This is a genomic window from Micromonospora sp. CNZ309, from assembly GCF_002846525.1.
Map to the genome: position 1 here is coordinate 5,334,156 of NZ_PJNG01000001.1, position 25,534 is coordinate 5,359,689.

Annotated in this window: 23 protein-coding genes; 16 read left to right on the plus strand and 7 right to left on the minus strand. The window is 73.4% G+C overall.

Going from position 1 to position 25,534, the window contains the following annotated elements; genetic code table 11:
- The first annotated feature begins 83 nt into the window (after window positions 1-83).
- The gene (locus tag CLT72_RS22585) at window positions 84-1,247 is read left to right on the plus strand and encodes an FAD-dependent oxidoreductase (RefSeq protein ID WP_101413487.1); all 1,164 of its coding nucleotides are present in this window, start codon (window positions 84-86) and stop codon (window positions 1,245-1,247) included.
- A gap of 82 nt (window positions 1,248-1,329) precedes the next feature.
- Here CLT72_RS22585 and CLT72_RS32020 read toward each other — a convergent pair whose 3' ends face one another.
- Window positions 1,330-1,476, minus strand: coding sequence for a hypothetical protein (locus tag CLT72_RS32020; protein WP_158242061.1), 147 nt, complete (start codon window positions 1,474-1,476; stop codon window positions 1,330-1,332).
- A gap of 210 nt (window positions 1,477-1,686) precedes the next feature.
- On the opposite strand from CLT72_RS32020, the gene CLT72_RS22590 reads away from it, so the two are divergent.
- The 3 genes from CLT72_RS22590 to CLT72_RS22600 all read left to right on the plus strand — a co-directional run bounded on the left by CLT72_RS22590 (window position 1,687) and on the right by CLT72_RS22600 (window position 4,838).
- Entirely contained in the window at window positions 1,687-2,310 is a 624-nt protein-coding gene (locus CLT72_RS22590) for a TetR/AcrR family transcriptional regulator (protein ID WP_089002753.1), read from the plus strand.
- Between the two features lie 77 nt (window positions 2,311-2,387).
- On the plus strand, window positions 2,388-3,755 hold the full coding sequence (locus tag CLT72_RS22595; RefSeq protein ID WP_101413488.1) for an acetyl-CoA carboxylase biotin carboxylase subunit: 1,368 nt from the start codon (window positions 2,388-2,390) through the stop codon (window positions 3,753-3,755).
- A 162-nt stretch (window positions 3,756-3,917) separates the two neighbouring features.
- Entirely contained in the window at window positions 3,918-4,838 is a 921-nt protein-coding gene (locus tag CLT72_RS22600; protein WP_101413489.1) for a hydroxymethylglutaryl-CoA lyase, read from the plus strand.
- A 91-nt stretch (window positions 4,839-4,929) separates the two neighbouring features.
- Here CLT72_RS22600 and CLT72_RS22605 read toward each other — a convergent pair whose 3' ends face one another.
- A complete protein-coding gene (locus tag CLT72_RS22605; protein WP_101413490.1) occupies window positions 4,930-5,490 on the minus strand; it encodes a snapalysin family zinc-dependent metalloprotease in 561 nt (186 codons plus the stop codon).
- A 205-nt stretch (window positions 5,491-5,695) separates the two neighbouring features.
- Between CLT72_RS22605 and CLT72_RS22610 the strand changes: the two genes are divergently transcribed.
- The 3 genes from CLT72_RS22610 (at window position 5,696) to CLT72_RS22620 (ending at window position 11,279) form a co-directional block, all read left to right on the plus strand.
- Window positions 5,696-7,228: an acyl-CoA carboxylase subunit beta gene (locus tag CLT72_RS22610; RefSeq protein WP_101413491.1), complete on the plus strand. Its 1,533-nt coding sequence runs from the start codon at window positions 5,696-5,698 to the stop codon at window positions 7,226-7,228.
- Between the two features lie 107 nt (window positions 7,229-7,335).
- A complete protein-coding gene (locus CLT72_RS22615; protein WP_101413492.1) occupies window positions 7,336-8,490 on the plus strand; it encodes an acyl-CoA dehydrogenase family protein in 1,155 nt (384 codons plus the stop codon).
- 158 nt (window positions 8,491-8,648) lie between these two features.
- On the plus strand, window positions 8,649-11,279 hold the full coding sequence (locus CLT72_RS22620; protein WP_101413493.1) for an ATP-binding protein: 2,631 nt from the start codon (window positions 8,649-8,651) through the stop codon (window positions 11,277-11,279).
- Window positions 11,280-11,543: 264 nt separating this feature from the next.
- Here CLT72_RS22620 and CLT72_RS22625 read toward each other — a convergent pair whose 3' ends face one another.
- The gene (locus tag CLT72_RS22625) at window positions 11,544-12,053 is read right to left on the minus strand and encodes a MarR family winged helix-turn-helix transcriptional regulator (protein WP_101413494.1); all 510 of its coding nucleotides are present in this window, start codon (window positions 12,051-12,053) and stop codon (window positions 11,544-11,546) included.
- A gap of 106 nt (window positions 12,054-12,159) precedes the next feature.
- Between CLT72_RS22625 and CLT72_RS22630 the strand changes: the two genes are divergently transcribed.
- Window positions 12,160-12,741, plus strand: coding sequence for a YceI family protein (locus tag CLT72_RS22630; RefSeq protein ID WP_101413495.1), 582 nt, complete (start codon window positions 12,160-12,162; stop codon window positions 12,739-12,741).
- A gap of 439 nt (window positions 12,742-13,180) precedes the next feature.
- A complete protein-coding gene (locus CLT72_RS22635) occupies window positions 13,181-14,659 on the plus strand; it encodes a glutamate-cysteine ligase family protein (protein ID WP_101413496.1) in 1,479 nt (492 codons plus the stop codon).
- Window positions 14,660-14,682: 23 nt separating this feature from the next.
- Here the strand turns inward: CLT72_RS22635 and CLT72_RS22640 are convergent, their stop codons facing one another.
- Entirely contained in the window at window positions 14,683-16,068 is a 1,386-nt protein-coding gene (locus CLT72_RS22640; RefSeq protein ID WP_350821921.1) for a hypothetical protein, read from the minus strand.
- A gap of 124 nt (window positions 16,069-16,192) precedes the next feature.
- Here CLT72_RS22640 and CLT72_RS22645 point away from each other — a divergent pair, with 124 nt between their 5' ends.
- Both CLT72_RS22645 and CLT72_RS22650 read left to right on the plus strand, forming a co-directional pair.
- Complete coding sequence (locus CLT72_RS22645) at window positions 16,193-16,867, plus strand: PASTA domain-containing protein (RefSeq protein ID WP_101413497.1); 675 nt, start codon at window positions 16,193-16,195, stop codon at window positions 16,865-16,867.
- A 177-nt stretch (window positions 16,868-17,044) separates the two neighbouring features.
- On the plus strand, window positions 17,045-17,833 hold the full coding sequence (locus tag CLT72_RS22650) for a PASTA domain-containing protein (protein WP_101413498.1): 789 nt from the start codon (window positions 17,045-17,047) through the stop codon (window positions 17,831-17,833).
- Between the two features lie 37 nt (window positions 17,834-17,870).
- Here the strand turns inward: CLT72_RS22650 and CLT72_RS22655 are convergent, their stop codons facing one another.
- Together CLT72_RS22655 and CLT72_RS22660 are read right to left on the minus strand one after the other, a co-directional pair.
- Window positions 17,871-18,323 carry a hypothetical protein gene (locus CLT72_RS22655; protein ID WP_199184625.1) on the minus strand — a complete coding sequence of 151 codons (453 nt, stop codon included), beginning with the start codon at window positions 18,321-18,323 and terminating at the stop codon, window positions 17,871-17,873.
- Window positions 18,324-18,422: 99 nt separating this feature from the next.
- Entirely contained in the window at window positions 18,423-18,710 is a 288-nt protein-coding gene (locus CLT72_RS22660) for a hypothetical protein (RefSeq protein WP_089002741.1), read from the minus strand.
- Between the two features lie 676 nt (window positions 18,711-19,386).
- Here CLT72_RS22660 and CLT72_RS22665 point away from each other — a divergent pair.
- The 3 genes from CLT72_RS22665 (at window position 19,387) to CLT72_RS22675 (ending at window position 21,066) form a co-directional block, all read left to right on the plus strand.
- On the plus strand, window positions 19,387-20,268 hold the full coding sequence (locus CLT72_RS22665; protein WP_101413499.1) for a helix-turn-helix domain-containing protein: 882 nt from the start codon (window positions 19,387-19,389) through the stop codon (window positions 20,266-20,268).
- A complete protein-coding gene (locus CLT72_RS22670; RefSeq protein WP_101413500.1) occupies window positions 20,238-20,459 on the plus strand; it encodes a DUF397 domain-containing protein in 222 nt (73 codons plus the stop codon). Before CLT72_RS22665 ends, CLT72_RS22670 begins: the two co-directional genes overlap by 31 nt.
- A gap of 199 nt (window positions 20,460-20,658) precedes the next feature.
- Window positions 20,659-21,066, plus strand: a complete 408-nt coding sequence (locus CLT72_RS22675; protein ID WP_089002738.1) for a hypothetical protein — start codon at window positions 20,659-20,661, stop codon at window positions 21,064-21,066.
- On the opposite strand, the gene CLT72_RS22680 is transcribed toward CLT72_RS22675, so the two are convergent.
- On the minus strand, window positions 21,034-21,633 hold the full coding sequence (locus tag CLT72_RS22680; RefSeq protein WP_101413501.1) for a hypothetical protein: 600 nt from the start codon (window positions 21,631-21,633) through the stop codon (window positions 21,034-21,036). The two genes, CLT72_RS22675 and CLT72_RS22680, sit on opposite strands and share 33 nt — an antisense overlap.
- Window positions 21,634-21,850: 217 nt before the next feature.
- Between CLT72_RS22680 and CLT72_RS22685 the strand changes: the two genes are divergently transcribed.
- Both CLT72_RS22685 and CLT72_RS22690 read left to right on the plus strand, forming a co-directional pair.
- Complete coding sequence (locus CLT72_RS22685; RefSeq protein ID WP_101413502.1) at window positions 21,851-23,713, plus strand: S8 family peptidase; 1,863 nt, start codon at window positions 21,851-21,853, stop codon at window positions 23,711-23,713.
- Between the two features lie 253 nt (window positions 23,714-23,966).
- Window positions 23,967-25,517, plus strand: a complete 1,551-nt coding sequence (locus tag CLT72_RS22690; protein WP_250101674.1) for a peptidase — start codon at window positions 23,967-23,969, stop codon at window positions 25,515-25,517.
- The last annotated feature ends 17 nt before the right edge of the window (window positions 25,518-25,534 follow it).

The following is a 25,534-nucleotide window of genomic DNA, read 5'->3' on the forward strand; positions in this document are numbered from 1 at the left end:
GTTGACACTCCATCGGCGGCCGGCCTAACGTTGCCAACAAGCGTTTGCCAACAAGCGTTGGCATAAACGGACGGAGGTCGACGATGCTGCCCACGAGCACGGACGTCCTGGTGGTGGGCGCCGGCCCGACCGGGCTGACCGCCGCGCTGACCCTGGCCCGGCGCGGGGTCGGGGTGACCGTGGTCGACCGGCTGGACCGGCGGGCGCGGACCTCCCGGGCGGCGGTCGTGCACGCGTACACCCTGGAGACGCTGGACGGGATCGGCGCCGGCGCCCCGCTGGTGGCGCGCGGGCTGCGGTCGCCGGGGTTCACCGTCCGCGACCGCGACCGGGCGCTGCTCACCGTGCCGTTCGACACGCTGCCCTCCCGGCACGCCTACGCGCTGATGGTGTCCCAGTCGGTCACCGAGGAGGTGCTCGCCGGGCAGCTCGCCGCGCTCGGCGTCCCGGTGCTGCGTCCGTACGCGTTGACCGGCCTGGACCGAGACGCCGCTGGCGTGGTCGCCACGTTCGGGGGCGGCGCGACGGTCCGGGCCCGCTACCTGGTCGGCGCCGACGGGATGCACAGCACGGTGCGGGAGCGGGCCGGGATCGGCTTCTCCGGCCCGGCCGGCGGCGAGGAGTCGTTCGTCCTCGCCGACGTCCGGCTGGAGAGCGTGCTGCCCCGCGACCGGGTGTCCCTCTTCCTGGCCCGCTCCGGCCCGCTGGTCTGGGCGCCGCTGCCCGACGGGGTGGTCCGGCTGGTCGCGGCGGTGGCGGAGGCTCCGGCCGCGCCCGACCGGGCCCACCTTCAGGCGTTGCTCGACGAGCGCGGGCCAACCCGCCGCCCCGACCGGGTGACGGAGGTGCTCTGGGGCTCCCGGTTCCGGATCCACCACCGGATCGCCGACACCTTCCGCAGCGGCCGGGTGCTGCTCGCCGGCGACGCCGGGCACGTGCACAGCCCCGCCGGCGGGCAGGGGATGAACCTCGGCATCGTGGACGCGGTCGACCTCGGCAGCACGCTCGCCGACGTGCTGGCCGGCGCGCCCGACACGCTGCTCGACGCGTACGCGGCCCGGCGCCGCCCGATGGCCGAGGAGGTCGTGGCCCTCGCCGCCCGGCTGACCCGGCTCGCCACCCTGCCGCCGGCCGCCCGGCCGGCCCGGAACCTGCTGTTCCGCCTGCTCGGCGCCGTGCCGCCGGCCCGGCACCGGGTCGCGATGCGCCTCTCCGGCCTGCACCACCGCGACGGGGCGCGCGGCTAGGCTGCCCCGGTGGGTCAGGTGTGGCGTGACTGGGGTGGCGTGCTGCTCGCCGCAGCCGCCGGGCTGCCCCTGCTGGCCCTGCTCACCGCCGTGCTGGCGCGCCACCGGCGCGACGCCGCGTCGCGGCCAGCAGCGCCAGTGCCGGCGTACGCAGGGCGTCGCCCAGGCGCGAGGACACGGCGGCGGACCAGAGCAGTCGGTAGTCGCGGCCGAGCGGGGGTGCGGTCATGACGGCGACCCTCGGGGCTCGACCCGGTCGAGGGTCAAGGGCCGCGGCGCCGTACGGGCGAGGCCCCGGCCGCCCCGTACGTTCCTCCTGCGCGCGCAGGACCGCACGCCCGGGCCCGGGCCCGGGCCGGGCGGCACGGGCGGCGGACGTGAGCCAACCGACGGGTAACGGAGGCTCCACGGCAGGCCGGTCGAGGTCTACGCTTGCCCGGTGACGGTGGAGCAGCAGGCACGGGGCAGGGCGAACGGTGCCGCGGGGTCGGGCCGGCGCCGGTCCCGCAGGGACGAGATCCTGGAGATCGCGGTCGGCCTCTTCGCCTCCCGGGGCTACCACGGCGTATCGATGGACGACATCGGCGCGGCCGCCGGCGTCACCGGCCCGGCGCTCTACCACCACTTCGCCGGCAAGGAGGCCATGCTGGTCGCCGCGCTGATCCCGGTCAGCGAGGAGCTGCTGGCCGGGGGCCAGCAGCGGTCCGCCGGCCACCCCGACGACCCGCGCGGCGCGCTGGAGTCGCTGATCGACTTCCACGTCGACTTCGCGTTGGCCAACCCGGCGGTGATCGCCCTGCACCTGCACGAGCTGGACCGCCTCCCCGACGAGCCGCGCCGCCGGATCCGCCGGCTCCAGCGGCTCTACGTCGAGCAGTGGGTGACGGTGCTGACCGCGCTGCACCCGGGCATGCCCGACGGCGAGGCACGGGTGCTGGCCCACGCCGCGTTCGGCCTGATGAACTCGACGCCGTTCCTGGGTGGCGAGGTGGACCGGCGCCGCCGGGCCGAGCTGCTCCGCGCCGCCACCTTGGCAGCTCTCCTGGCCCACCCCGGCTCCTGACCCCGGGCCAACTCGTCAGTAACCTTCCGGCCGTGGTTCCCTAGCACCCGTCCCCACCCCCGGACGCTGGAGGAAACATGATCGAGTCGCTGCTGGTCGCCAACCGGGGCGAGATCGCCCGCCGGATCATCCGGACCGCCAGGCGGCTCGGCGTCCGCGCGATCGCGGTGCACTCGGAGGCCGACGCCGGCCTGCCGTTCGTCACGGAGGCCGACGAGGCGGTGTGCGTGGGACCGGCCAACCCGGCCCAGAGCTACCGCAACGTCGAGGCCATCCTCGCCGCCGCCAAGTCGACCGGTGCACAGGCCATCCACCCCGGCTACGGCTTCCTGTCGGAGAACGCGGACTTCGCCCGTACCGTCGAGGCGAGCGGGCTGATCTGGGTCGGGCCCGGCGCGGACGCGATCACCGCGATGGGCGACAAGATCAACGCTCGGAACCTGATGGCGGCGGCCGGCGTGCCGGTCGCGCCCGGCACCACCGACCCGGCGGCCGACCTCGACGCGGCGGTCGCGGCGGCGGCGGAGATCGGCTACCCGGTGATGGTCAAGGCCGCGGCCGGTGGCGGCGGCATGGGCATGGGCGTGGCGACCGACGAGGCCGCGCTGCGCACCGAGTACGACAAGGTGCGCTCCTTCGCCGAGCGGATGTTCGGCGACGGCTCGGTGCTCATCGAGCGGTACTTCCCCCGGGTGCGCCACGTCGAGGTGCAGATCCTCGGCCTGGCCGACGGCCGGGTGGTGGCCCTCGGCGAGCGGGAGTGCTCGGTGCAGCGGCGCAACCAGAAGCTGGTCGAGGAGTCGCCGTCGCCGGCGGTCTCCCCGGAGCTGCGCGAGCGCATCCTGGCCGCCGCCGTGCGCGCCGGTGAGGCGGTGGGCTACCGCAACGCGGGCACGGTCGAGTGCCTGTTGGTCCCGCGTGAGCGGGACGCCAAGGGCGACGGTTCCGGCTCCGAAGAATTCTTCTTCCTGGAGATGAACACGCGGCTCCAGGTGGAGCACCCCGTCACCGAACTGGTCTACGGCGTCGACCTGGTCGAGGAGCAGCTGCGGGTGGCCGCCGGCCTGGCGCCGACCTTCGACCCGGACGCGCTCGCCCCGCGCGGGCACGCCATCGAGCTGCGGATCAACGCCGAGGACCCGAAGCGCTTCCTGCCCGGCCCCGGTGTGATCAAGACCTGGGTGGAGCCGACCGGCGAGGGCGTACGGGTGGACTCGGGCTACGTCGAGGGCAACACGGTCACCCCGTTCTACGACAGCCTGATGGCCAAGCTGATCGTCGACGGCGCGACCCGGGCCGAGGCGATCGAGCGGGCGCGGGCGGCGGTGGCCGCCTTCGAGCTGGCCGGCCCGAAGAACAACCTCCCCTTCTTCGCCGAGCTGCTGGAGAACGAGGAGTTCCTCTCCGGCGACTACGACACGGCCATCGTCACCCGAATGCGCTGACCCCTGCGGGTCCGCCGCGTCGATCATGAGGTTGGCCGTGCGGTTCGCCGCTGTCGTCGCGGTCAACCTCATGATCGACGCCGCTGGGTGCGGAACGGGCCGGATGGGTGGGAGGCTGGAGGGACCCAGCACAAGCACTGCGTCACAGTGAGGTGACCCCTTATGGCGGAAATGCCGAACTCCGTGTCGATCCGGGAGGTCGGGCCGCGCGACGGGCTCCAGAACGAGGAGCCGATCCCGACCGAGGCCAAGGTGCGGCTGCTCGACGCCCTCTCCGGCACCGGTGTGCAGCGGATCGAGGCCGTCTCGTTCGTGCACCCGAAGGCGATCCCGCAGATGGCCGACGCCGACGAGGTGTGGCAGCGGGCCGCGAAGGCCGACGGCGTGCGCTACTCGGCGCTGGTGCCGAACAGCCGGGGCGCGCAGCGGGCGCTGGCCGCCGGCTTCACCGAGATCGAGGTGGTGGTCTCGGCCAGCGACACGCACAACCGGCGCAACGTCAACCGCTCCACCGACGAGTCGCTGGACGACATCGCCGAGCTGATCGACCTGCTGCACGGCGCCGGCGCGCAGGCCGAGGTGATCGTCGCGACCAGTTTCGGCTGCCCGTACGAGGGGGACACCGATCCGGCCCGGGTGGCCGCCATCGTGGACCGGGTGGTCCGCGACGGCGCCGACCGGGTGGCCTTCGGCGACACCACCGGCATGGGTACGCCCCGGCGGGTGCGCGAGCTGCTGACGGCGGTACGCGACCGCAACGCGCACGTGCCGGTGCTGCTGCACTTCCACAACACCCGGGGCACCGCGCTGGCCAACATGCTGACCGCGCTGGAGCTGGGCGTGACCGAGTTCGACGCCAGCGTCGGCGGCCTCGGCGGCTGCCCGTACGCGCCGGGGGCCAGCGGCAACCTGGCCACCGAGGAGGCGGTGCACATGCTGCACGACATGGGCATCGAGACCGGCATCGACCTGGACGCCCTGGTCGAGGTGGCCGAGCTGGCCGAGGAGCTGGTCGGCAAGCAGCTCCCGTCGGGGGTGCTCCGCGCGGGCCCGCGTACCCGGCTGACGCCGCTGCCGGGCTGACCGCACGCGGGGAGGGGCCGGCGTCGTGCCGGGCTGATTCCACGCGGGGAGGGGCCGGCGTCGTGCCGGCCCCTCCGACGTGCCCGGTCGGTCAGCCCACCGTGGCGGGCGTGGCCGGCCAGCTGTCGCGGAAGATCTGCGACCCGACGCGGTTCGTGCTGAGGGTGCCGGCGAAGAGGCTGGACACCCGGTTGGCCTCGGTGGTGCTCGGGTACGGGTTGGTGCAGCTGGTGCCGGCGCTGCCGCCGGACATCAGGATCGCGCAGTTGCCGTTGTAGTTGTCGGGCAGGCCGAGGATGTGCCCGATCTCGTGCGTCATGATCCGCAGCGGGCTGTACTGCTGGGCCTGCTGGGTGTCGATGTAGACCCGCCCGTTGCCGAGGCTGGTCCGGATGGCGTACGAGCCACCGCCGGTGATCTGGTAGATCCGCAGGTTGGAGCCGCAGTTCGCCGTGAGCGTCAGGTTCGACGTGGCGTTGTTCCAGATCGAGGCGGCCTGGTTGGCCGTGCCGGCGAAGCTGCCCGCCTGGCTGGTGTTGTAGCAGATGGTCATGGCAGCCGAGGCGGGCGTCGGGTTGGCGACCGTGACGCCGAGGGTGGCGAGCGCCGTCGCGGCGAACGCGGCCGCGAGCCGGTTGAGTCGTGAGGTCATCGCTGACTCCAATCCGGGAGGAGGGGTCCCCGGAGCGTAGCCCCATAAATTCATGATTTTCAATGCCTTGCCGACGGGTGCGGCCTGGTGCCGGCTCCTCCGCGCACGCGGCTCGCCGAGCGCCGTGCGGATGCGCTAGCCTAACGATCGTTCAGGTCAGTCGGTCCGCCGCGAGGTGACCGGCTCAGGTGGCGAGGGAGTCGGCGTGACGCTCGACGGTGAGGCACTGGAGCAGCTGCGCAAGCGGGCCCGGGCCGGCGGTGCGGACAAGTACCACGCGGCGAACGCCGCCAAGGGCAAGCTCTTCGCCCGGGAGCGGGTCGCGCTCCTGGTGGACGAGGGCTCCTTCGTTGAGGACGGCCTCTACGCCAACGCGATGGCCGAAGGGCTCCCCGCCGACGGCGTCGTCACCGGCACCGCGACCATCGACGGCCGCCCGGTCTGCCTGATGGCGAACGACTCCACGGTCAAGGCGGGCAGTTGGGGCGCCCGTACCGTCGAGAAGATCATCCGGATCATCGAGCGGGCCTACTCGACCAGCGTGCCGATGGTCTACCTGGTCGACTCGGCCGGCGCCCGGATCACCGACCAGGTCGACCTCTTCCCCGGCCGTCGCGGCGCCGGCAAGATCTTCTGGAACCAGGTCCGCGCCTCCGGCTCCATCCCGCAGGTCTGCGCGCTGTTCGGGCCGAGCGCGGCCGGCGGGGCGTACATCCCGGCGTTCTGCGACGTGGTCGCCATGGTCGACGGCAACGCCAGCATGTACCTCGGCTCCGATCGGATGGTCGAGATGGTCACCGGCGAGAAGACCACGCTGGAGGCGATGGGCGGGGCCAAGGTGCACTGCGCCGAGTCCGGCGTCGGGCACTTCCTCTGCAAGACCGAGGCCGACGCGCTCGACGTGGTGCGGCGCTACCTGTCCTACCTCCCGACCAACTGGACGCAGCAGCCGCCGGCCGCGCCCGCCGTCGAAGCGCCGGAGAAGGCCGACCTGGCCGCGCTGGTGCCGGCGAGCGAGCGGCAGGCGTTCGACATGCGGCGGTACGTCAAGGGCCTGCTCGACGACGGCTCCTTCTTCGAGATCCAGGCGCTCTGGGCCAAGGAGCTGACGATCGGCTTCGGCCGGCTGAACGGCGAGGTCGTCGGCGTGGTCGGCAACAACTCGATGTTCAAGGGTGGCGTGCTCTTCGTCGACTCCGCCGACAAGGCGACCCGCTTCGTGCAGCTCTGCGACGCGTTCAACGTGCCGCTGCTCTTCCTCTCCGACGTGCCCGGGTTCATGGTCGGCAGCGCGGTGGAGAAGCAGGGCATCATCCGGCACGGCGCCAAGATGATCACCGCGATCTCGGAGGCGACCGTACCCAAGATCTGCGTGGTGGTCCGCAAGGCGTACGGCGCCGGCCTCTACGCGATGGCCGGGCCGGGCTTCGAGCCGGACGCCACGATCGCGCTGCCCACCGCCAAGATCGCGGTGATGGGCGCCGAGGCGGCGGTCAACGCGGTCTACGCGAACAAGATCGCGGCGATCGGGGACGAGTCCGAGCGGGCCGCGTTCGTCGCCGCGAAGCGCGAGGAGTACGAGCGCGACATCGACGTGGTGCGGCTCGCCAGCGAGCTGGTCGTCGACGCGATCGTCGAGCCGCACGAGCTGCGCGCCGAGCTGGTCCGGCGGTTCGCCGCCGCCCGCACCAAGGAGCGGCACTTCTCCCGGCGCCGGCACGGCGTCACCCCGGTCTGATCCCGTCGCCGGCCCACCCGGCCGGCCCGGATCCGCACCGCGCACCAGCGACCCGTCCGTTCCCGGCGTCACGAGCGCCCGGCGGCCCATCCACACAGGAGGATGTCATGGACTTCCGGCTCACCGAGGAGCAAGAGGCGCTGCGGGAGAGCGTGCGGGAATTCGCGCGCGAGGTGGTCGCCCCGGTCATCGCGAAGCACTACGAGAAGCACACCTTCCCGTACGAGGTGATCCGGCAGATGGGCAAGATGGGCCTGTTCGGCCTGCCCTTCGCCGAGGAGCACGGCGGCATGGGCGGCGACTACTTCGCGCTCTGCCTCGCGCTGGAGGAGCTGGCCCGGGTCGACTCCAGCGTGGCGATCACCCTGGAGGCGGCGGTCTCGCTCGGCGCGATGCCGATCTACCGCTTCGGCACCGAGGAACAGAAGGCGACGTGGCTGCCGAAGCTGCTCAGCGGGGAGGCGTTGGCCGGCTTCGGGCTGACCGAGCCGGGCACCGGCTCGGACGCCGGGGGCACGCAGACCCGCGCGGTGCTCGACGAGTCCACCGGCGAGTGGGTGATCAACGGCTCCAAGGCGTTCATCACCAACTCGGGCACCGACATCACCGCGCTGGTCACCGTCACCGCGGTCACCGGCACCCGCCCGGACGGCTCCAAGGAGCTGTCGACCATCATCGTGCCCTCCGGCACGCCGGGCTTCACCGTCGCGCCGGGCTACTCCAAGGTCGGCTGGAACGCCTCCGACACCCACGAGCTGACCTTCGACGACTGCCGGGTGCCGGCGGCCAACCTGCTCGGCGAGCGCGGCCGGGGCTTCGCCCAGTTCCTGCGCATCCTCGACGAGGGGCGGATCGCCATCGCGGCCCTGGCCGTCGGCCTCGCCCAGGGCTGCGTCGACGAGTCGGTCCGGTACGCGAAGGAGCGCCAGGCGTTCGGCCAGCCGATCGGCAACTACCAGGCGATCCAGTTCAAGATCGCCGACATGGAGATGAAGGCGCACACCGCCCGGCTGGCCTACTACGACGCGGCGGCGCGGATGCTCGCCGGCGAGCCGTTCAAGCGGCAGGCCGCCATCGCCAAGCTGCACGCCAGCACCATCGCCGTGGACAACGCCCGCGAGGCGACCCAGATCCACGGCGGCTACGGCTTCATGAACGAGTACCCGGTGGCGCGGTTCTGGCGCGACTCCAAGATCCTGGAGATCGGCGAGGGCACGTCCGAGGTGCAGCGCATGATCATTGCGCGCGACCTGGGCATGTGACCCGGCGCGGGCCCGGTGGCGTGGGGCGGCCCCCTCCGCGCCACCGGGCCCGTCCGCGTCGTCGTCCGTCCGGACCCCTGTCGGATTTCCGCACCGGTGCGTCGGCAGGGCGACGATCGTCTGCCGTCGGTCGTACCCCGTCCGTACCCTTCCTGGCCATGACTCCGGATCATGATCGTTCGCCGCAACCGGGCGGTCGGACCGGGCTGTCTGCACTGCTGCGCGGGCACCGGCTCGCCGCCGGCCTGACCCAGGCCGAGCTGGCGAGCCGGGCCGGCGTCGGCGTCCGGACCGTCCGCGACCTCGAACGGGGCCACTCGTCCCGGCCGCAACGCACCACCGTCGAGCTGCTCGCCAACGCGCTGGAGCTGGCCGGAGCCGCCCGGTCGGCGTTCCTGGCCGCCGCCCGGGGGCCGGTCCCGGCCGCCGGGCCGGTCACCCCCGCAGGCGCCCCGCCGGCCCGCGTCGACCTCGACCACCACGCCGGTACGCCGGCCACGCTCCCGCCCCCGGTCGCGCTGATCGGTCGCGACCGGGACCTGGCCGAGCTGGCCGGGCTGTTCACCGACGGGCACGGGCCCCGGCTGGTCAGCCTGGTCGGGCTGGCCGGCGTGGGCAAGACCGCGCTGGCCCTGTCGGTGGCCCACGCGGTCGCCCGCGAGCATCCCGGCGGCGCGGCCGGCGTGCTCATCGGCGAGGGCTCGGACGCCGCCGACGTCCTCTCCGCCTCGGTCGCCGTCTTCGGCGTCGCCCGGCTGTCCGAGCTGACCGCCCGCCTCGACGGCCGAGCGGCGCTGCTGCTCGTCGACGCGGCCGAGCGGGCCCCCGACGCGGTCGCCGAGACGGTGCACCGCCTCACCGGGGCGGTGCCGTCGCTGCGGGTGCTGGTCACCGGCCGGCACCCGGTCGGCCTGCCCGGGGAGCGGGTGTGGCCGGTCGCCCCCCTCGACGTACCGCCGCCGGGCAGCGAGCGGAAGGGCCCGGCGGCGCTGGGCGACTACCCCGCCGTGGCCCTCTTCATCACCCGCCTCACCCAGGTGCGCCGGGAGCCGCCCGGTCCTGCGGAGCTACCCGCCCTCGCCGCCCTCGTACGCCGCCTCGGCGGGCTCCCGCTCGCCATCGAGCTGATGGCGGCCCGGGGCCGGATCCTCGACCTCAACGAGCTGCTCGACCGGTACGGCGACCGCGTCCTCGACCTGGCCACCTCGTCCGGGGCGGCCGAGCGGCCGGGCTGGGACACGAGGGATCCGGGCCGCCCGGAGAGCCCCCGGGCGGCGGTGGCGGAGACGCTGCGGGACGCGGTGGCCGTCAGCTACCGCCTCCTCGCACCGGACGAGCGGGCCGCGTTGCGCCGGCTCGCCGCGTTCGGCAACCGCTGGTCGGTCGCGCTGGCCGAGGAGATGCTCGCCGACCCAGCCGACACCGACGGGACGGTGGTCGTGGATCCGGTGCCGCTGCTCGACCGGCTCGTCGAACTCGGCCTGCTGAGCGTCCGGGGCAGCGGGCCGTTCCGGTTCCGCCTGCTCGACGCCGTACGCGACTTCGCCGCGGAGCAGGCGACCGGCGCCGGCGAGCTGACCGCGATCCGGCGCCGGCACGCGCAGGTCGTCGCCCGGTTGGTGGCGCGGACCGCACCGGAGCTGGTCGGCGCCGACCTGCCGGCGGCGATGCACCGCCTGGACGAGGTGAGCGGCGACATCAGTTCCGCCCTGGCGCATGCCGCCGTCGACGACCCGCTGACCGCGTTGCGGCTGGCGGCGGCGCTGTCGCGCTGGTGGCGGTTCCGGGGGCGCGACGTGCCGGGCCGGCAGTGGCTGCGGCGCCTGCTGGCGGACCCGCGTACGGCCGATGTCGACCCGGTGCTGCGGGCGTGGGCGTCGCTCGGGGTGGCCCGGCTCGCGGCCGAGCACGGCGCCGGGGCCGAGGAGCTGCCGGCGGCGCGGGACGCGCTGGCCGCGTTCCGGGAAGCGGGCGACGTCACGGGCGAGCTGGAGGCGCGTACGGTGCTGTGCGCCCTCCTGATCGCCCTCGGCGAGTACGGGGAGGCGCGCACGCAGGCCGAGACGGTGCTCGCGCTGGCCGTCCGGCACGGGCGGGTCCGGGACATGGCGGTGGCGCAGAACAACCTGGCCTGGCACGACATCCGGGTCGCCGACCTGGCGGCTGCCCGGCGCCGGCTGGCCACGGTCGACCGGCTCGCCGCGCAGAGCGGTGAACAGCGGCTGCGCGTCCTCGCCCGGGCCAACCTGGCCGAGGTGTCCCGCCTGGAGGGCCGGTACGCCGACGCCGTCGACCAGGGGCGGCGGGTGGTGGCGGCGCTGGCGGACCTCGGCGACCCCGGCCACCGCCGTCGGGTGCTCGGCACGGTGGGGCTGGCACTGGCCCGCGCCGGCCGTTCCGCCGAGGCCGTCGCGGTGCTGGCCGAGCTGCGCCCGCCCCCGGGGCCGCCCGCGCCGCGCCTCGGGGAGGCCTGGCCGCCGGGACGCCTCCCGGGCGTGACGCCGGGGGTGCGACCCGAGGACGGGATCTGCGCGTTGATCGAGGGGAACCTGGCCCTGCACCGGGGCGACCGTGAGCTGGCGGCGGAGTGGTTCGCCGCCGCCGCGGCGGCGGGTGCCGGTGGGCAGGACCGGCGGGACGTGGTGGAGGCGCTGGTTGGCCTGGCCGCCAGCTCGGGCGATCCCGCGGTCATGGACCACCTGGAGCGGGCCTGCCGGCAGAGCGGCGTACGGCTGCTGCCGCACGAGGAGGAGTTGCTGCGCGCGTCGACCGCGAGCCGGATCGGATAGCGCGGGGAAGGCGGGCCGCGGCGGTGGCGACCGGGGCGGCGAAGGGGCTGGTCCGCGGACCGGACCGGGGGTGGCGCGGACGACGGAGCCCCTCTTGCTACCCCTCGCTCGTCGTCCGCGCCGTCACCCCCCGGTGCGTCCCCACTGCCCGAAGACTAGCCACCGCCCGCACGCGGCCTCGTCCGGTTTGATCGTCTATCGGCGCGTGGGTGCGGCAGTTCTGCCGCTCTTTCTGCCGGTGCCGAGCGGGCCTCGGGGGACGGGTCAGGACGGGGTGCCGTTTTCGTCCTGGTCGGCGGCGGAGCCGGTGCTTCCGGCGGTGGCACCGGGGTGCACCGCGTCGCGGACCCGGCGCAGCCCGTCGAGCAGGGCGCCCAGCGCCGCCGGGTCGAGTTGGCCGGTGAACCACTGCTCGATGATCCGCAGGTGCCCGGGCAGGGTCTCGTCGAGCCGTTGCAGGCCGGAGGCCGTGACCACGGCGAACGAGCTGCGCCGGTCGGAGGGGCACGCGCGACGGGTGAGCAGCCCGTCGCGTTCCATCCGGTCCACCACGCGGGTGACGCCGCTGGTCGACAGTGAGGTCTGCGCGGCCAGGTCGGTCATGCGCAACTGGTTGCCGGGTGAGCGGGCGAGTCTGGTCAGCACCTCGAACTCGACCGGTGAGAGGCCGTGCTCCTCGAACTGGGCGGCGAACCGGGCCGAGAGCCCGGCGTGCGCCTCGACGAGCAGGCCGACGGCGGTGATCCGGGGGTCGTCGAACACGTTCTGGTCCACCCGCCCATCGTAGCAGTACTTGACACCGGGAATGTTGTTGTGCCTATAGTTGCTGTGGCAGTCGTTGGGCTACTAAACCAATTTCCCCCCACGGAGGGCAGTTTCCATGACCAGCAGCACCGCACCGGTCACCCGCGACTGGGACGGCCTCACGATCCCGACCGCCGGCACCTACCTGCTGGACGCGGCACACAAGCGCGTGGGCTTCGTCGCCCGGCACATGATGGTCAGCAAGGTGCGCGGTGAGTTCGCCGACGCGAGCGCCACCATCACCGTCGCCGAGGACCCGATGCAGTCGGCGGTGAGCGCCACCATCCAGGCGGCCACCATCAACACCAACCAGGCCGACCGCGACACGCACCTGCGCAGCCCCGAGTTCCTCGACGTCGAGAGCTTCCCGACCCTGGAGTTCCGCAGCACGGGCGTGAAGTCCCGCGACGGCAACGAGTTCGTCCTCTCCGGCGAGCTGACCATCAAGGGCGTCACCCGCCCGGTCGACCTCGAGGTCGAGTTCGAGGGCGTCGGCCGCAGCCCGTTCGGGCAGGACATCTTCGGCTTCTCCGCCACCACCGAGATCGACCGCGAGGACTTCGGCCTGACCTGGAACGTCGCCCTGGAGACCGGGGGCGTGCTGGTCGGCAAGAAGATCAAGATCGAGATCGAGGGCGAGGCCGTCCGCCAGGCCTGATCCGTCGTACCGCTTCCGGGCCCGCGCCGCACCACGGCGCGGGCCCGACGCGTGTACGCGGGGTGCGGGCCTGAGCGTTGACGCTAAGCGCGGGCGTGCCGCGTGCGGCGTGCGGGCCCGGATGCGGCCACGCGAAGCGCGGGCGTGCCGCGTGCGGGCCCGGATGCGGCCACGCGAAGCGCGGGCCTGACGCGGGGTGCGCGGCGTCGGGCGGGTGTAATTTGTCACGACTCATTCGCGGTCCGGCCCGGTGCCGGCGGCACCGGCTGGGTAGAGATGCGGCCGGGAGCGCGTCCGCCGACCGGAACAGGGTCGTCCCGGCCGTGGGATCGCCGGGACCTCCTCTGGTCCCGACGATGCCGACACTCCTAACGTGGAGGGTTCACCACGCGCTGACCGGGCCGGCACGGCCCGACTGCGCCTCGCGCCGGGAGGAAACATGGGCAGGGACGTCGAGCAGGGCGCCTTCTCCCGGGAGGACCGGGTCCGCTACCGACAGAAGGTCCGACGTTGCCTGGACGTCTTCGCCCTGATGCTGGACGACTTCGGCTTCGACGCCGACCGGCCAATGACCGGGCTGGAGATCGAGCTGAATCTGGTCGACTCGGCGGCCGAGCCGGCGATGCGCAACGACCAGATCCTCGCCGACATCGCCGATCCGCTCTTCCAGACCGAGCTTGGCCAGTTCAACCTCGAGCTGAACGCGCCGCCCCGGCTGATCGAGGGGAACGGGTTCGCCGACTACGAGCAGGACCTGCGCGGCAGCCTCTCGCGCGCCGACGAGCGGGCCGCCAAGTCGGACGCGAAGATCGTCCTGGTCGGCATCCTGCCCACCCTCACCGAGCGTCACCTGGTCGAGGACAACCTCTCCACCAACGAGCGGTACCGGGTGCTCAACGACCAGATCGTTGGCGCCCGGGGCGAGGACATCGAACTCGACATCCGGGGCGTCGAACGACTCCAGACCCACACCGACTCGATCGCCCCCGAGGCGGCCTGCACCAGCCTCCAGTTCCACCTCCAGGTCGCCCCGGACAGCTTCGCCGACTACTGGAACGCCTCCCAGGCCATCGCGGGCGTGCAGGTGGCCGTCGGGGCCAACTCGCCGTTCCTCTACGGGCGGCAGCTCTGGGCGGAGACCCGCATCGCCTTGTTCGAGCAGGCCACCGACACCCGGCCGGACGAGCTGAAGGCGCAGGGCGTACGCCCCCGGGTCTGGTTCGGCGAACGCTGGATCACCTCGATCTTCGACCTCTTCGAGGAGAACGTCCGCTACTTCCCGCCGCTGCTGCCGATCTGCGAGGACGAGGACCCGGTCGAGGTCCTGCACGGCGGCGGCGTACCGGTCCTGGGCGAGCTGCGCCTGCACAACGGCACCGTCTACCGGTGGAACCGGCCGGTCTACGACATCATGAACGGCCGCCCGCACCTGCGCGTGGAGAACCGGGTCCTGCCGGCCGGCCCGACCGTGGTCGACATGCTGGCCAACGCCGCCTTCTACTTCGGGTTGGCGCGCGGGCTGGCGGAGGCGGAACGACCCATCTGGAGCCAGCTCACCTTCAGCTCGGCCGAAGAGAACTTCCACGCCGCCGCCCGGCGCGGCATGGACGCCGTCCTGCACTGGCCCCGCCTCGGCGAGGTGCCGGTGACCAAGCTGGTCCTGGACGTCCTGCTGCCCACGGCCGCCGCCGGGCTCGACCGGTTCGGGGTGGCCCCGGCCGAACGCGACCGGCTGCTCGGCATCATCGAGCAGCGCTGCCGTACGGGCCGCAACGGCGCGGTCTGGCAGACCGAGGCGGTGTGGGCGGCCGAGCGGCACCGGGGCATGGACCGGGACGCCGCCCTGCACCACATGGTGCAGCGCTACGCCGAGCTGCAACGCGGCAACGAACCCGTGCACACCTGGCCCGTCGACTGACCCAGGCCGGGCCGGGCCGGCGCTCAGCGCGTACGGCGACCGGAACGAGGGCGACGGCCGGTGGCCTGCGGTTCCGTCGGCTCGTCGCCGGCCGGCTCTCCGGCGGGTGCCGACGCTGGTGTGCCGGCGGACGGGGCGGCCGGCTCTCCGGTCGAGGTGTCGGACGTGGCCGCGAAGCTGGCGGCGGGAGCCGGCACCGGTTCCCGGCCGGCGGCGGGGCCCGTGGGCGTCCCCCCGCCCGCCGCGACGGCGTCCCGGCCTGGCGCGGTGCCGACCGGCTTCCCGTGGTCGCCGGTGCCGACCGGCGCCGCGAGGGAGCCGGGCGCTGCCGCGTCGGTGTCGGTGCCGCCGGGCGTGGCGGCGGTGTCTCCGGCCGGTGGGGTGTGCCGTCCCGACGGGTCGCCGGCACCAGGACCGTCCGGACGGGCCGGGTCACTCTGCTGGTCGGCGGGTTCGCCGGCACGTTGGCGGGGCACCCGCACCGGTCCCCGGGCCGCGGCCCGTCGGGCGGCCCGCTGGGCGAGGCCGGTGACCAGGACGGCACCGCCGACCCCGATGATCACCGCGTACGGCGCGATCAGGTGGGCCGACACCTGCTCCGGGCTGATCGCGGTCAGCCTCGGCACCGCCAGGAAGTACGCGGTCGCGACGAGCAGCGGCCCGGCCGCACCCGAGGCGGCCGCCCCGACCCGACGCTCGGGGTCGCGGGCGTCCCGACGGGCGGCGAGGGCACCGATCACCAGCGCGGAGCCGAGGGACAGCAGCGCGCCGGGCCAGTAGAAGTAGTCGCGGATCCAGTAGCGCCCGTCGTCGGGACCGAGCTGCCAGATCCCGAGCTGGGCACTGGTGAGGCCCCGCCCGGCCAGTACGCCGTCCACGACGGCGATCACGGCGAGCAGCCAGAGCCAGCCGACCGTGGCGATGACGTTGGTCGCGGCGGCCCGCGAGCGCAGCGCCCAGACCGCCGTCAGCACGCCGACCAGCACGCCGACGGCCGCGTAGGCCGCCGCGACGTTGCGGGGCGAGCCGGTGTCCGCCACCGCCACCGCCTCGCGGGCCGGTACGGCCACCAGCAGCACGGTGATCAGCGCGCCCACCCCGGCGGCCACGGCGAGCGCGACGGAGCCGAGGGCGCCGCCGCCCGGCCCGGCCGGAGCCGGATCGGCGTCCGGTGCCGGGGCGCGGTCCCGCAGCCGCTGCGCGCAGACCGCGCCGAAGACCGTCGAGGTGGCCGCGATCCAGGTGGCCCAGATCAGGCCCGCCACCCAGGCGGTCGCGCCGGCGCTCGCGTCCGCCGGCGCCCAGTTGATGATGCCCAGCCCGTAGCCGAAGCCCAGTTGGGCCGCGCCCGCGCCGGCAGCGACGCCGACCGCGGTCGCTATCGATCCTCCCCAGCCCCGTCTGGCCATGCGGGGGAGCGTAACGTCCCGGGGTCGGCGCGGCGAGTCGTGACGGTCCGCCAGGGTGGACCGCGATGACGCCGACGCCGGCGCGGACGGGTACGGTCGCCGGTGATCGAGGCGGGGTGGGCGGATGACGGACGGCGACACGGGCGAGCGGAACGACGCCGCGGCGGACCGGTCGGCGGTGCTGCTCAGGGGCGGTCTGGCGGTCGTGCTGCTGGCCGCCGTCGGCGCGACCGGCGGCTGGCTGCTGGCCGGCGAGGACGAGCCACCGGCGGCACCGCCGGCGGCGGCGGAACGCCTGCCCTCCGCCACCGGCACCCCCGGTGCCGCCCGGTCGACCCCGGGCCGGTCCGCGCCGGCGGCTCCCCGCACGACCGGGCCGAGCCGCTCCGCCGGGCTGACGGTGCCGGAGGTCGTCGGCGAGGACTTCACGGACGCCCGCGACGAGCTGCGCGGGAAGCGGCTGGGCTGGCGGCTCGTCTTCGGCCGGGGCACCGGGACGACCGTGGAGCGCACCTCGCCGGAGGTGGGTACGGAGGTGCAGCCCGGGCGCACCGTGACGCTCTACGTGAGCGGTCCGGCGCCGGCCGCCACCGTGCCGGACGTGGTGGGTGACGACTGCGACGACGCGGCGGACGAACTCGTCGACGATGGCTTCTACCCGCAGTACCGCACGGGCAGGACGGGCACGGTCAGCCGTCAGGATCCGGCCGGCGACGGCACGGGCCGGTGGAACGACCAGGTGTCGATCTGGTGCGGCGACGTGCCGGAGGACGACGGATCGGCATCCCCGACACCGTGACGGCTCCGGCACGCTGATCCCGGCCGATGGCCCCGGGGACCGCTAGGTTGGCGGTCAGGGGCCCGCGACGCCCGCCCGGGCCGGGAGAGGACGTGCGATGAGCGAGCGTCAGCGAGCGAGTCATGGGCACAGTGCGGTGGTGTCTCAGGTCGGCACGCAGCGCAGCGGAGTGCCGGCATGAGCGACGATCGCCGGGAACCGCCCGCCGGGGAACACGACGACCGGACCCGCCCGCTGCCTCCGCCGGGCGATGCCCCGACCGGGGCGGAACCAGACCGTACGCAGCCACTGCCGCCCGACCGGCGTGCCGCGGATGGCGGCGACGCCACCCGGCCGGTGCCCGTCGAGGGCACTGCCCCGCTGGACCGTACGGCCGCCATGCCGCCGGAGCGGTCCGGGCCGGCGGTGTGGTCGGGCCGGGCGGAGGTGCGCCCCGCCGGTCCGGCCGACCAGCCGGAGGCCGAGTGGTACGCCGAGGACCAGGGCGCGCGGCGTTGGTGGCTGCCGATCCTGTGGGGCGTGATCGTGCTGTTGCTGGTCGGCCTCCTCGGCGTCGGGCTGTGGCTGGCCCTCCAGTCGGGGGACGACGACCCGAGCGGGCCGGAGCCGTCGCCGTCGCCGTCGGTGACCCGCGCGTCGCCGACCACCCCCGCACCGACCTCGGCCGCCCCCACCAGCGCGTCGCCCTCGGCGTCCCCGTCGCCCTCGGTGCCGGCGGAACTGCCGATGCCGCCGGTGGTGAACCTGCCGCTGGCGACGGCGCAGGCCATCCTGGACGACGTCGGGCTGGGCCACCGGGTGGAGTACGAGACGTCCGACCGTCCCGCCGGCACGGTGATCCGCAGCGAGCCGGAGGCGGGGGAGCTGGTGCCGCGGGACGAGGAGGTCACGCTGGTGGTGGCCCGCGAGGCCGCCTCGCCGACCGACGGGGTCACGCCGTCGGTCGAACCGACCGCCACCCGGTGAGCCGCCGACCCGGTGGGCCGCTGACCGGGCCGTCGCGTCACCACATACGTCGCCTCGTGCCGACCATGCCGAGCCCGGCCAGGGAGATGGCCAGGCCGAAGATGCCGGACCAGAAGAGGGAACGGCGGACGTCGTCCGGTGCGGGACGGGCGGCCTGCGCCGCGCCGGCCTGGGCGTCGGTTGGCACGTCGGTCCCGGCGACGGCCGGCTCGGGCTCGTCGGCGGCACCGAGCGCGTCCGGCTCGTCCGGGCCGCCCCAGGCGTACGGGGCGTCGAGGGCGTCCGGCTCGTCGTCGTCGGGGTCCTCGTCCACCACGGTGATCTCCGGTGCGGGGACCGGGGTGGTCAGCCGCGTCGTGGACGAGAGGGCGGGATCACGGACCGCTACCACCAGCAGGGTGGCGGCGCCGATCAGCGCCAGGAGTCCGAAGGCGTAGGCGATACGGGAGCGGTGGTGCCGCCGCGCGGCGGGCTGAAGGACCATGGCCATCCCAGGTTCGGGGTCCTGGACGCGCGGGGTGGAACGTGCCGGGGTGGGCGTACCTCATTCTATGGCGACGGCACGCCCCCCGGCCGCCGATCGCGCAGGTCAGCCCACCCGGACCGGGGTGCGGGCGACGGGCCGCCGCGGCGCGCGAACGGTGTGCGGGCGCGGCTCGGGGGCCGACCGCAGGTGGCGCAGCCCCTCCCGCTGGACGAAGATCGAGCGCCGGCTGACCGCGTCCCCCGATGCGTTCAGCTCGTAGCCTTCGAGCCAGATCCAGCCGTCGTAGGTCGGCCAGTCGAGGACCCGGATGACCCGGAACATGATGGGCCTGAGGAACTGGACACTCGCCGCGCGAGTCACGTGCAGTACGTCACCGGAGCGGGGAAGCACATGGGCTCCTGGGAAGGGTCGGCCGGCGCACGGGCCGGCGGTGCGGGTCGGGGGACGTCGGTGGCCCGGTGGCGGGGTCGTGCCTCGTGGACCGGTGTCGCGGGTGGTGGTGGTCGGGCCGTACCCGCTGGTGGCGAACCGCCACCCGACCAACACCCGGCTGCTCCGGGTACCGCTCCCGCCGCCGCAGCCAACTGGCGTGCAGCGGCGAGGTCATCAACCCGGGGCAGGTCTGGTTGTCGACTGACGGGCGGCCCCACCGCCGCGCGTCCCGTGGCCCGTGGGGTCACCACGGCGGGGAAGCGGACGGAGACGGTGAGTAACCCGTGCCATACGGACAGAGTGCATCAGCGACGTGCTTCATGCAAGTTGCACGTCGACTTTTGCCGATACATGAGCGGCTCGCGCAAAGCAGCGCTTGAAGGGGTTCACGTCCGCCCGGCACACTGGGGTCCGGTTTCGCCCGTCGCGGCCGGCCGATGACCGGCACCACCCCCCGCCGCGAACGACGCCCGCCGTACGACGGTCGCGCCCCTGGCGGGTGACGACAGTGGCGCACGGCGAGGCGGAGGTGGACCGGTGAGGCCTGACAGCCGGTGGTCCCGACCAGCGGGGCCGGTGGTCCCGTGACCGCGACAAGTGGGCCCGACCCGCGCTCACGGACCGAGGTGGCCCCGTGAGCGAGCGGCGCAGCCCCACCATCCGACGTCGTCGCCTCGGCGCCGAACTGCGTCGGCAGCGGGAGACGGCGGGGATCACCATCGAGGCGGTCGCCGAGCAGTTGGAGTGCTCGGCGTCGAAGGTCTCGCGGATCGAGACCGGCCACACCACGGCCACCCCGCGCGACGTGCGGGACATGCTGCGGATCTACGGCGTGGTGGGTGCCGAGAGCGACGAGCTGGTCCAGATCGCCCGGGAGGCGCGGCAGAAGGGCTGGTGGCACCCCTACAGCACGGTGCTGGTCGGCGCGTACGTCGGGCTGGAGGCCGCGGCCAGCTCGATCCGGGCGTACGAGCAGCAGGTGGTGCCCGGGCTGCTGGAGACCGAGGAGTACGCGGGTGCGATGATCCGGGCCGCCCGGCCTGACTTCACGCCGGAGCAGGTGCAGCAACGGGTGCGTGTCCGTCTGGGCCGTCAGTCGTTGTTGACGCAGGATGATCCGGTCGATCTGTGGGTGGTGCTCGATGAGGCGGTGGTAAGCCGTCCGGTGGGCGGGGACGAGGTAATGCGTGACCAGCTCAAACGCCTGGTCGAGGTGGCGGAACTGCCGAACGTGACGCTCCAGATCCTGCCGTTCGCGGTGGGGGCGCACGCCGGCATGGACGGCACCTTCACGATCCTCAGCTTCCCTGAGCCCGGTGATCCGGATGTCGTGTACGCGGAGAATGCCACGGGTGGGCTCTTCCTGGAGAAGAGTGACGAACTGCAGAAGTACAGCTTCATCTTCGATCACGTCCGAGCGGCGGCCATTCGTCCGGAGGAGTCCATCGCACACATCGCGAAACTGGCAGAGGAGCCGTTGTGGAAATGGCGACCAATGGGTTCCCCGTGGACCTGACGCAGGCGACGTGGTTCAAGAGCTCGAAGAGCGGGCCGAACTGCGACAACTGCGTGGAGGTGGCGTACGTGACGGGGGCGGTCGGCGTGCGGGACTCGAAGGACAAGACGGGCCCGGCCCTGGTCTTCGCTCCTGGTGACTGGCACGCCTTCGTCGCCGGCACCAGGGGCGGTGTGTTCGACGAGGGCTGACGGGACCGTGATCTGACGGGATGCCCCCGTCCGGCGCACAGCCGGACGGGGGCATCGTCGTGCCCGTGTCCGCCCCGGCCGCCGAAGACGTCCCGCCGTCGGCGTCGCCACATCGGGTCCCGGGTCGTTGTACCCCTCGGTACGGCGCTGGTCGACGACCCGCCGCACGGACGGCAACCGAGCGAGGCAGGCGAGACGGATGACGACGATCGGGTCAGACAACCTCACCAACGGGCCGGGCAAGCCGGAACGGTTCGGGGGCAAGTACCGGGGGGCACGCCGGGACACCGTCCTCACCGAGGTGGTGTCGACCGACACCGAGATCGGCGCCCGGGAGGCCCCGGCCGCCCCGCCGGAGCAGGCCGGTCCGCCGCTCTCCCTGCCCTCGCTGGATCCCAACCCGCTGACGGAGCCGTCGTTCCCGCCCGGCGGCTGGTCGGTGGAGCCGGCCGAGTCGCTGGTCGACCACCCGCTCCTGCGCGGGCTGCTGATGGAGCTGCCACCGAAGGGCAGCGTCCCGCCGCCCGGCTGGCTCGACCGGTGGTTCGAGGCCACCCGGGCGATCCTGGAGCTGCTATACGTGCAGGGGCCCGGCCGCTCGCGCTGACGCGGGCCGGGCGGGCGCGGCCCGCTCGACGAGCCGGTTGTGGCGCAGCGCGTGGCGTACGCCGATGGCGGCGACACCCAGCACGCCAACGGTGATCGCCGGACCGGTCACGCCGGGCCCGAACAGCAGGTCCGGGGTGCTCGCCGCGATCACCGCGGGCAGGATCGCCAGGCCGGTCACCTGCACCGGGAGCCCGATCAGCGGGTGCGCGGCGGAGGCCCGCAGGCCGTGTGGCGCCGGGGTCTCCGGCGCCGAGGAGAGCGCGCCCGCACCAGCCCGGAGCCGGCGTACCCGGCGCACCGTGCAGGCGGCGACCACGAGCGCGGGAAGCGCGGCGAGGGTGAGCCCGGCGGCCGCCCGGTCCGCGGCGGTCGCGCCGGCGCTGGAGAGCCCCGCGACCAGCACGGCGGCCGTCAGCCCCAGGCCGGTCAGCGTCAGGGCGAGCACCCATCCGGTGCGCCGTCGCAGGGCGCGGGCCTGGTCCAGCCGGGGCAGCCCGTCCGCGAGCCATCCGGCGGCGAGCCAGACGGCGGTCAGCGACAGCAGCACGGCGAGGTGACTCTCCATGACCCACAGCCTTGCCCGTTTTCGACGGTCATGAATCCGGGCAGGTCCCCGGTTCGCCCCGCAGCCGCCTCCCCTAGGGGCCATCTTCTCGATGTTATGGGGAAGTCGACATGTTTGAATTCGGGTTTACCCCCACCTACCCTCAGCTTGATCGGCATTCATCGATTCACTCGTCACGAACAGTTGGACGGTCGGTGCCGGTCGGAGGGAGTAGAAGATGGGTCTTCCACGCAGGTCCGTACTCGTCGGGGTGGCCGCGCTGGCCATGGTGGCCACCGCCACGCCGGCCATGGCCGCCGAACCGGTGGGCACGATCCGCGCCGCGGGCGGTGCCACCGCCGTGGCCGACAGCTACATCGTCGTCTTCAAGGACAGCTCGGTCGCCCGCGGTGGGGTCGATGACTCCGCGCAGCGGCTGGTCGGCCGGCACGGCGGCTCCGTCGCCCGCACCTACGCCGCCGCGTTGCGCGGCTTCGAGGTCCGGGTCGGCGCGAAGGCCGCCGCCCGCATCGCCGCGGACCCCGCCGTGGCGTACGTCGAGCAGAACCACACGGTCTCCATCAGCGGCACCCAGACCAACCCGCCCTCCTGGGGCCTCGACCGGATCGACCAGCGCGCGCTGCCGCTGAACAGCTCCTACACGTACCCGAACACGGCGAGCAACGTGCACGCCTACATCATCGACACCGGCATCCGGTTCAGCCACAGCGACTTCGGCGGCCGGGCGGTCTCCGGCTACGACGCCGTCGACGGTGGCTCGGCCGACGACTGCAACGGGCACGGCACGCACGTCGCCGGCACCGTCGGCGGTTCGGCGTACGGCGTCGCCAAGGGCGTCCAGCTGGTCGGCGTACGGGTGCTGAACTGCCAGGGCAGCGGCACGAACGCCGGCGTCATCGGCGGTGTCGACTGGGTGACCGCCAACGCGGTCAAGCCCGCCGTGGCCAACATGAGCCTCGGCGGCGGCGCGAACACCACGCTCGACACCGCCGTACGCAACTCCATCAACTCCGGCGTGAGCTACGGCCTGGCGGCCGGCAACGACTCCGGCGGCAACGCCTGCAACACCTCGCCCGCCCGCACCGCCGAGGGCATCACCGTCGGGTCGACGACCAACACGGACGCCCGGTCGTCGTTCTCCAACATCGGCACCTGCCTGGACATCTTCGCGCCGGGCTCGTCGATCACCTCGGCGTGGCACACGAGCGACACCTCGACCAACACGATCAGCGGCACCTCGATGGCGACCCCGCACGTGGTGGGCGCGGCGGCCCTGGTGGCCAGCGCCAACCCGGCCTGGACGCCGCAGCAGGTCCGCGACTACCTGGTCAACAACGCCACCAGCAACGTGGTGACCAACCCGGGCACCGGCTCGCCCAACAAGCTGCTCTACGTCGTCAACGGCGACACCCCGCCGACCAACGACTTCTCCGTCTCGGTCTCGCCGACCTCGGGCTCGACCGCGCCGGGCGGCTCGGTGACCGCCACGGTCGCCACCGCCACCACCAACGGCTCCGCCCAGTCGGTGAGCCTGTCCGCCAGCGGCCTGCCGTCCGGGGCCACCGCCTCGTTCAGCCCGGCCACCGTCACCTCGGGCGGTTCCTCGACGCTGACCATCAGCACCTCGGCGAGCACCCCGCCCGGCACCTACTCCGTGACCGTGACGGGCACCGCGGCCTCCGGCAGCAGGACCGCGACCTACTCGCTGACGGTCACCGGCACCGGTGGCGGCGGCTGCTCCGGCACCAACGGCACCGACGTCGCGATCCCGGACACGGGTGCCACGGCCAGCAGCTCGATCGTGATCTCCGGCTGCGCCCGCAACGCCTCGTCGGCCTCCACCGTCGCGGTGAACATCGTGCACACCTACCGCGGTGACCTCGTCATCGACCTGGTCGCCCCGGACGGCTCGTCCTACCGGCTGAAGAACAGCAGCTGGTGGGACGGCGCTGACAACATCAACACCACCTACACGGCGAACCTGTCGAGCGAGGCGGCGAACGGCACCTGGCAGCTGCGGGTGCGCGACGTCTACTCGGGCGACACCGGATACCTGAACACCTGGACGCTCACCCTCTAGCCCGATGCAAGGAAGGGCCCCTTCTCATCGCTTCCGCGATAGGAAGGGGCCCTTTCTGACACCCGCGGGCCCCGGCCGACATTCGGCCGGGGCCCGCGCCGTCGCGCGGGTATCCGTTCGTGATGATCTCTGCACGATCGGCCAGGTGTTCCGCCTGGGACCGCAGGCTAAAGTGCGGCACCGATGTCAATTGACCGGAGAAAAAATGACACATAAGCCCGGGGTCTGGTCTCGCGTGGCGGCAGGTGCGGCTGTGCTGGCAACCGTCGCGACAATTGGCGCCCCGACCGCCGCCCATGCCGCGGATCCGCTGCCTGACCTTTCTGTCTCGTTCGACCGTGACCCGGTGGCCGAGATCGACAACAGCGGCACCACCGTCGGCATGTACGTCTACAACTACGGCGGTGCGACCGCCACCGCGGTGACCGTGACGCTGGACCTGAGCAAGGTCGCGGACTCGGTCACCGTCGCGGTGCCGGACTGGACCGACTCCTGCAAGCTCGCCGATTCCAAGGTGACTTGTGCCATCGGCGTTCTACAGGCCGGCCAGGTCACGACCGTGAGCCCACTGTCGCTGGCGAGCCGCCAAGGTGCCACCCCCGGCGACGCGGGATCGGTCACCGTAACCATCGCCGGCGCGGAGGACGACATGTCCCCGGGCGACAACGCCACCTCGTTCCCGGTCACGGTGAGCCCGTCCGGTCCTGACCTGGTCGCCGCCGCGCGGAATCTGAACGGCAAGGACGACCCGGTCGGCCCCGGCGACGTCGTCCCGCTGCACGGCCGTATCGCGAACGAAGGCGACACGGCCGCGAGCGACTTCACGGTCAGGGTCGTCGTCCCTACCGGTGCCACCTTCGCCGAGCGGTACAGCGACTGCACCTACACGGACTTCTACCCGAAGGACACCGGGCAGCCCTACGTCTACGGACCGGGTGAGGTCAGCTGCGTCGTGCCGCTGACTCTGGAACCCGGAGACGGCCTGCTGCTGTTCGACTATGCGACAGGAAAGTCGCTGTTCAATATCACCCTCGGCCGAAACCTGCCGGGTCCGCTGGAGCACCACGGTTTTCTTGAAGTGGCCCTTGCCGGGGAGGCACGAGCTTCGAAGAAGACCGCCCGTACCCAGGGAACCGGCGCGTCGTTCGCGGAGGCCCTGCGCAAGCAGCAGGCGAAGGCGGCGAAGAGCGACGTCGAGACGCGACGAGAACTCGACGAGTCGGACAACTACGCGGACTTCGCGTTCTGGAGCAAGGGAAACACCCTTGACCTCGCGGTCACCGCCCCGGCTGTGAAGGGCGCCGTCGGGCAGACCGTCGACCTCACGTACGAGGTCGTCAACAACGGCCCGTCCGACGGTGGCGGCCCGTCAGTAGTCATCACCGCGCCGACCGGCACGGTCCTGCTGCCCGCCGAGTGGTGCTACACCGACGGCACCGAACACGAGTCGATGCCGGAGTCGGCGAAGCTGCGCTGCAACTTCGAGAGCGAGTTCCCGGCTGTCGCCTCTGGCTACGGCAGGATCACGGCAACCGTTCAGCTCAAGATCAAGTCAGAGCCGGGCACCGACGGCACGATCCACGCCCGCAGTGTCGTGGTCGGGTCCTCCGAGTCCTATCCGCCGAACAACACCGCCAAGATTGTCATCACCGCCGACGGTGGCGGTACCGGTGGTGGCCTACCGGTCACCGGCGCACCGGCTGGCCTTCTCGCGGGCGCGGGTGCTGCGGTGCTCGTGCTCGGGGCGGCGCTGATCATGCTGTTCCGTCGCCGGCGACTGGTGTTGCAACTGCCGCGGGACTGATCCAGCGTCGGCAAAGG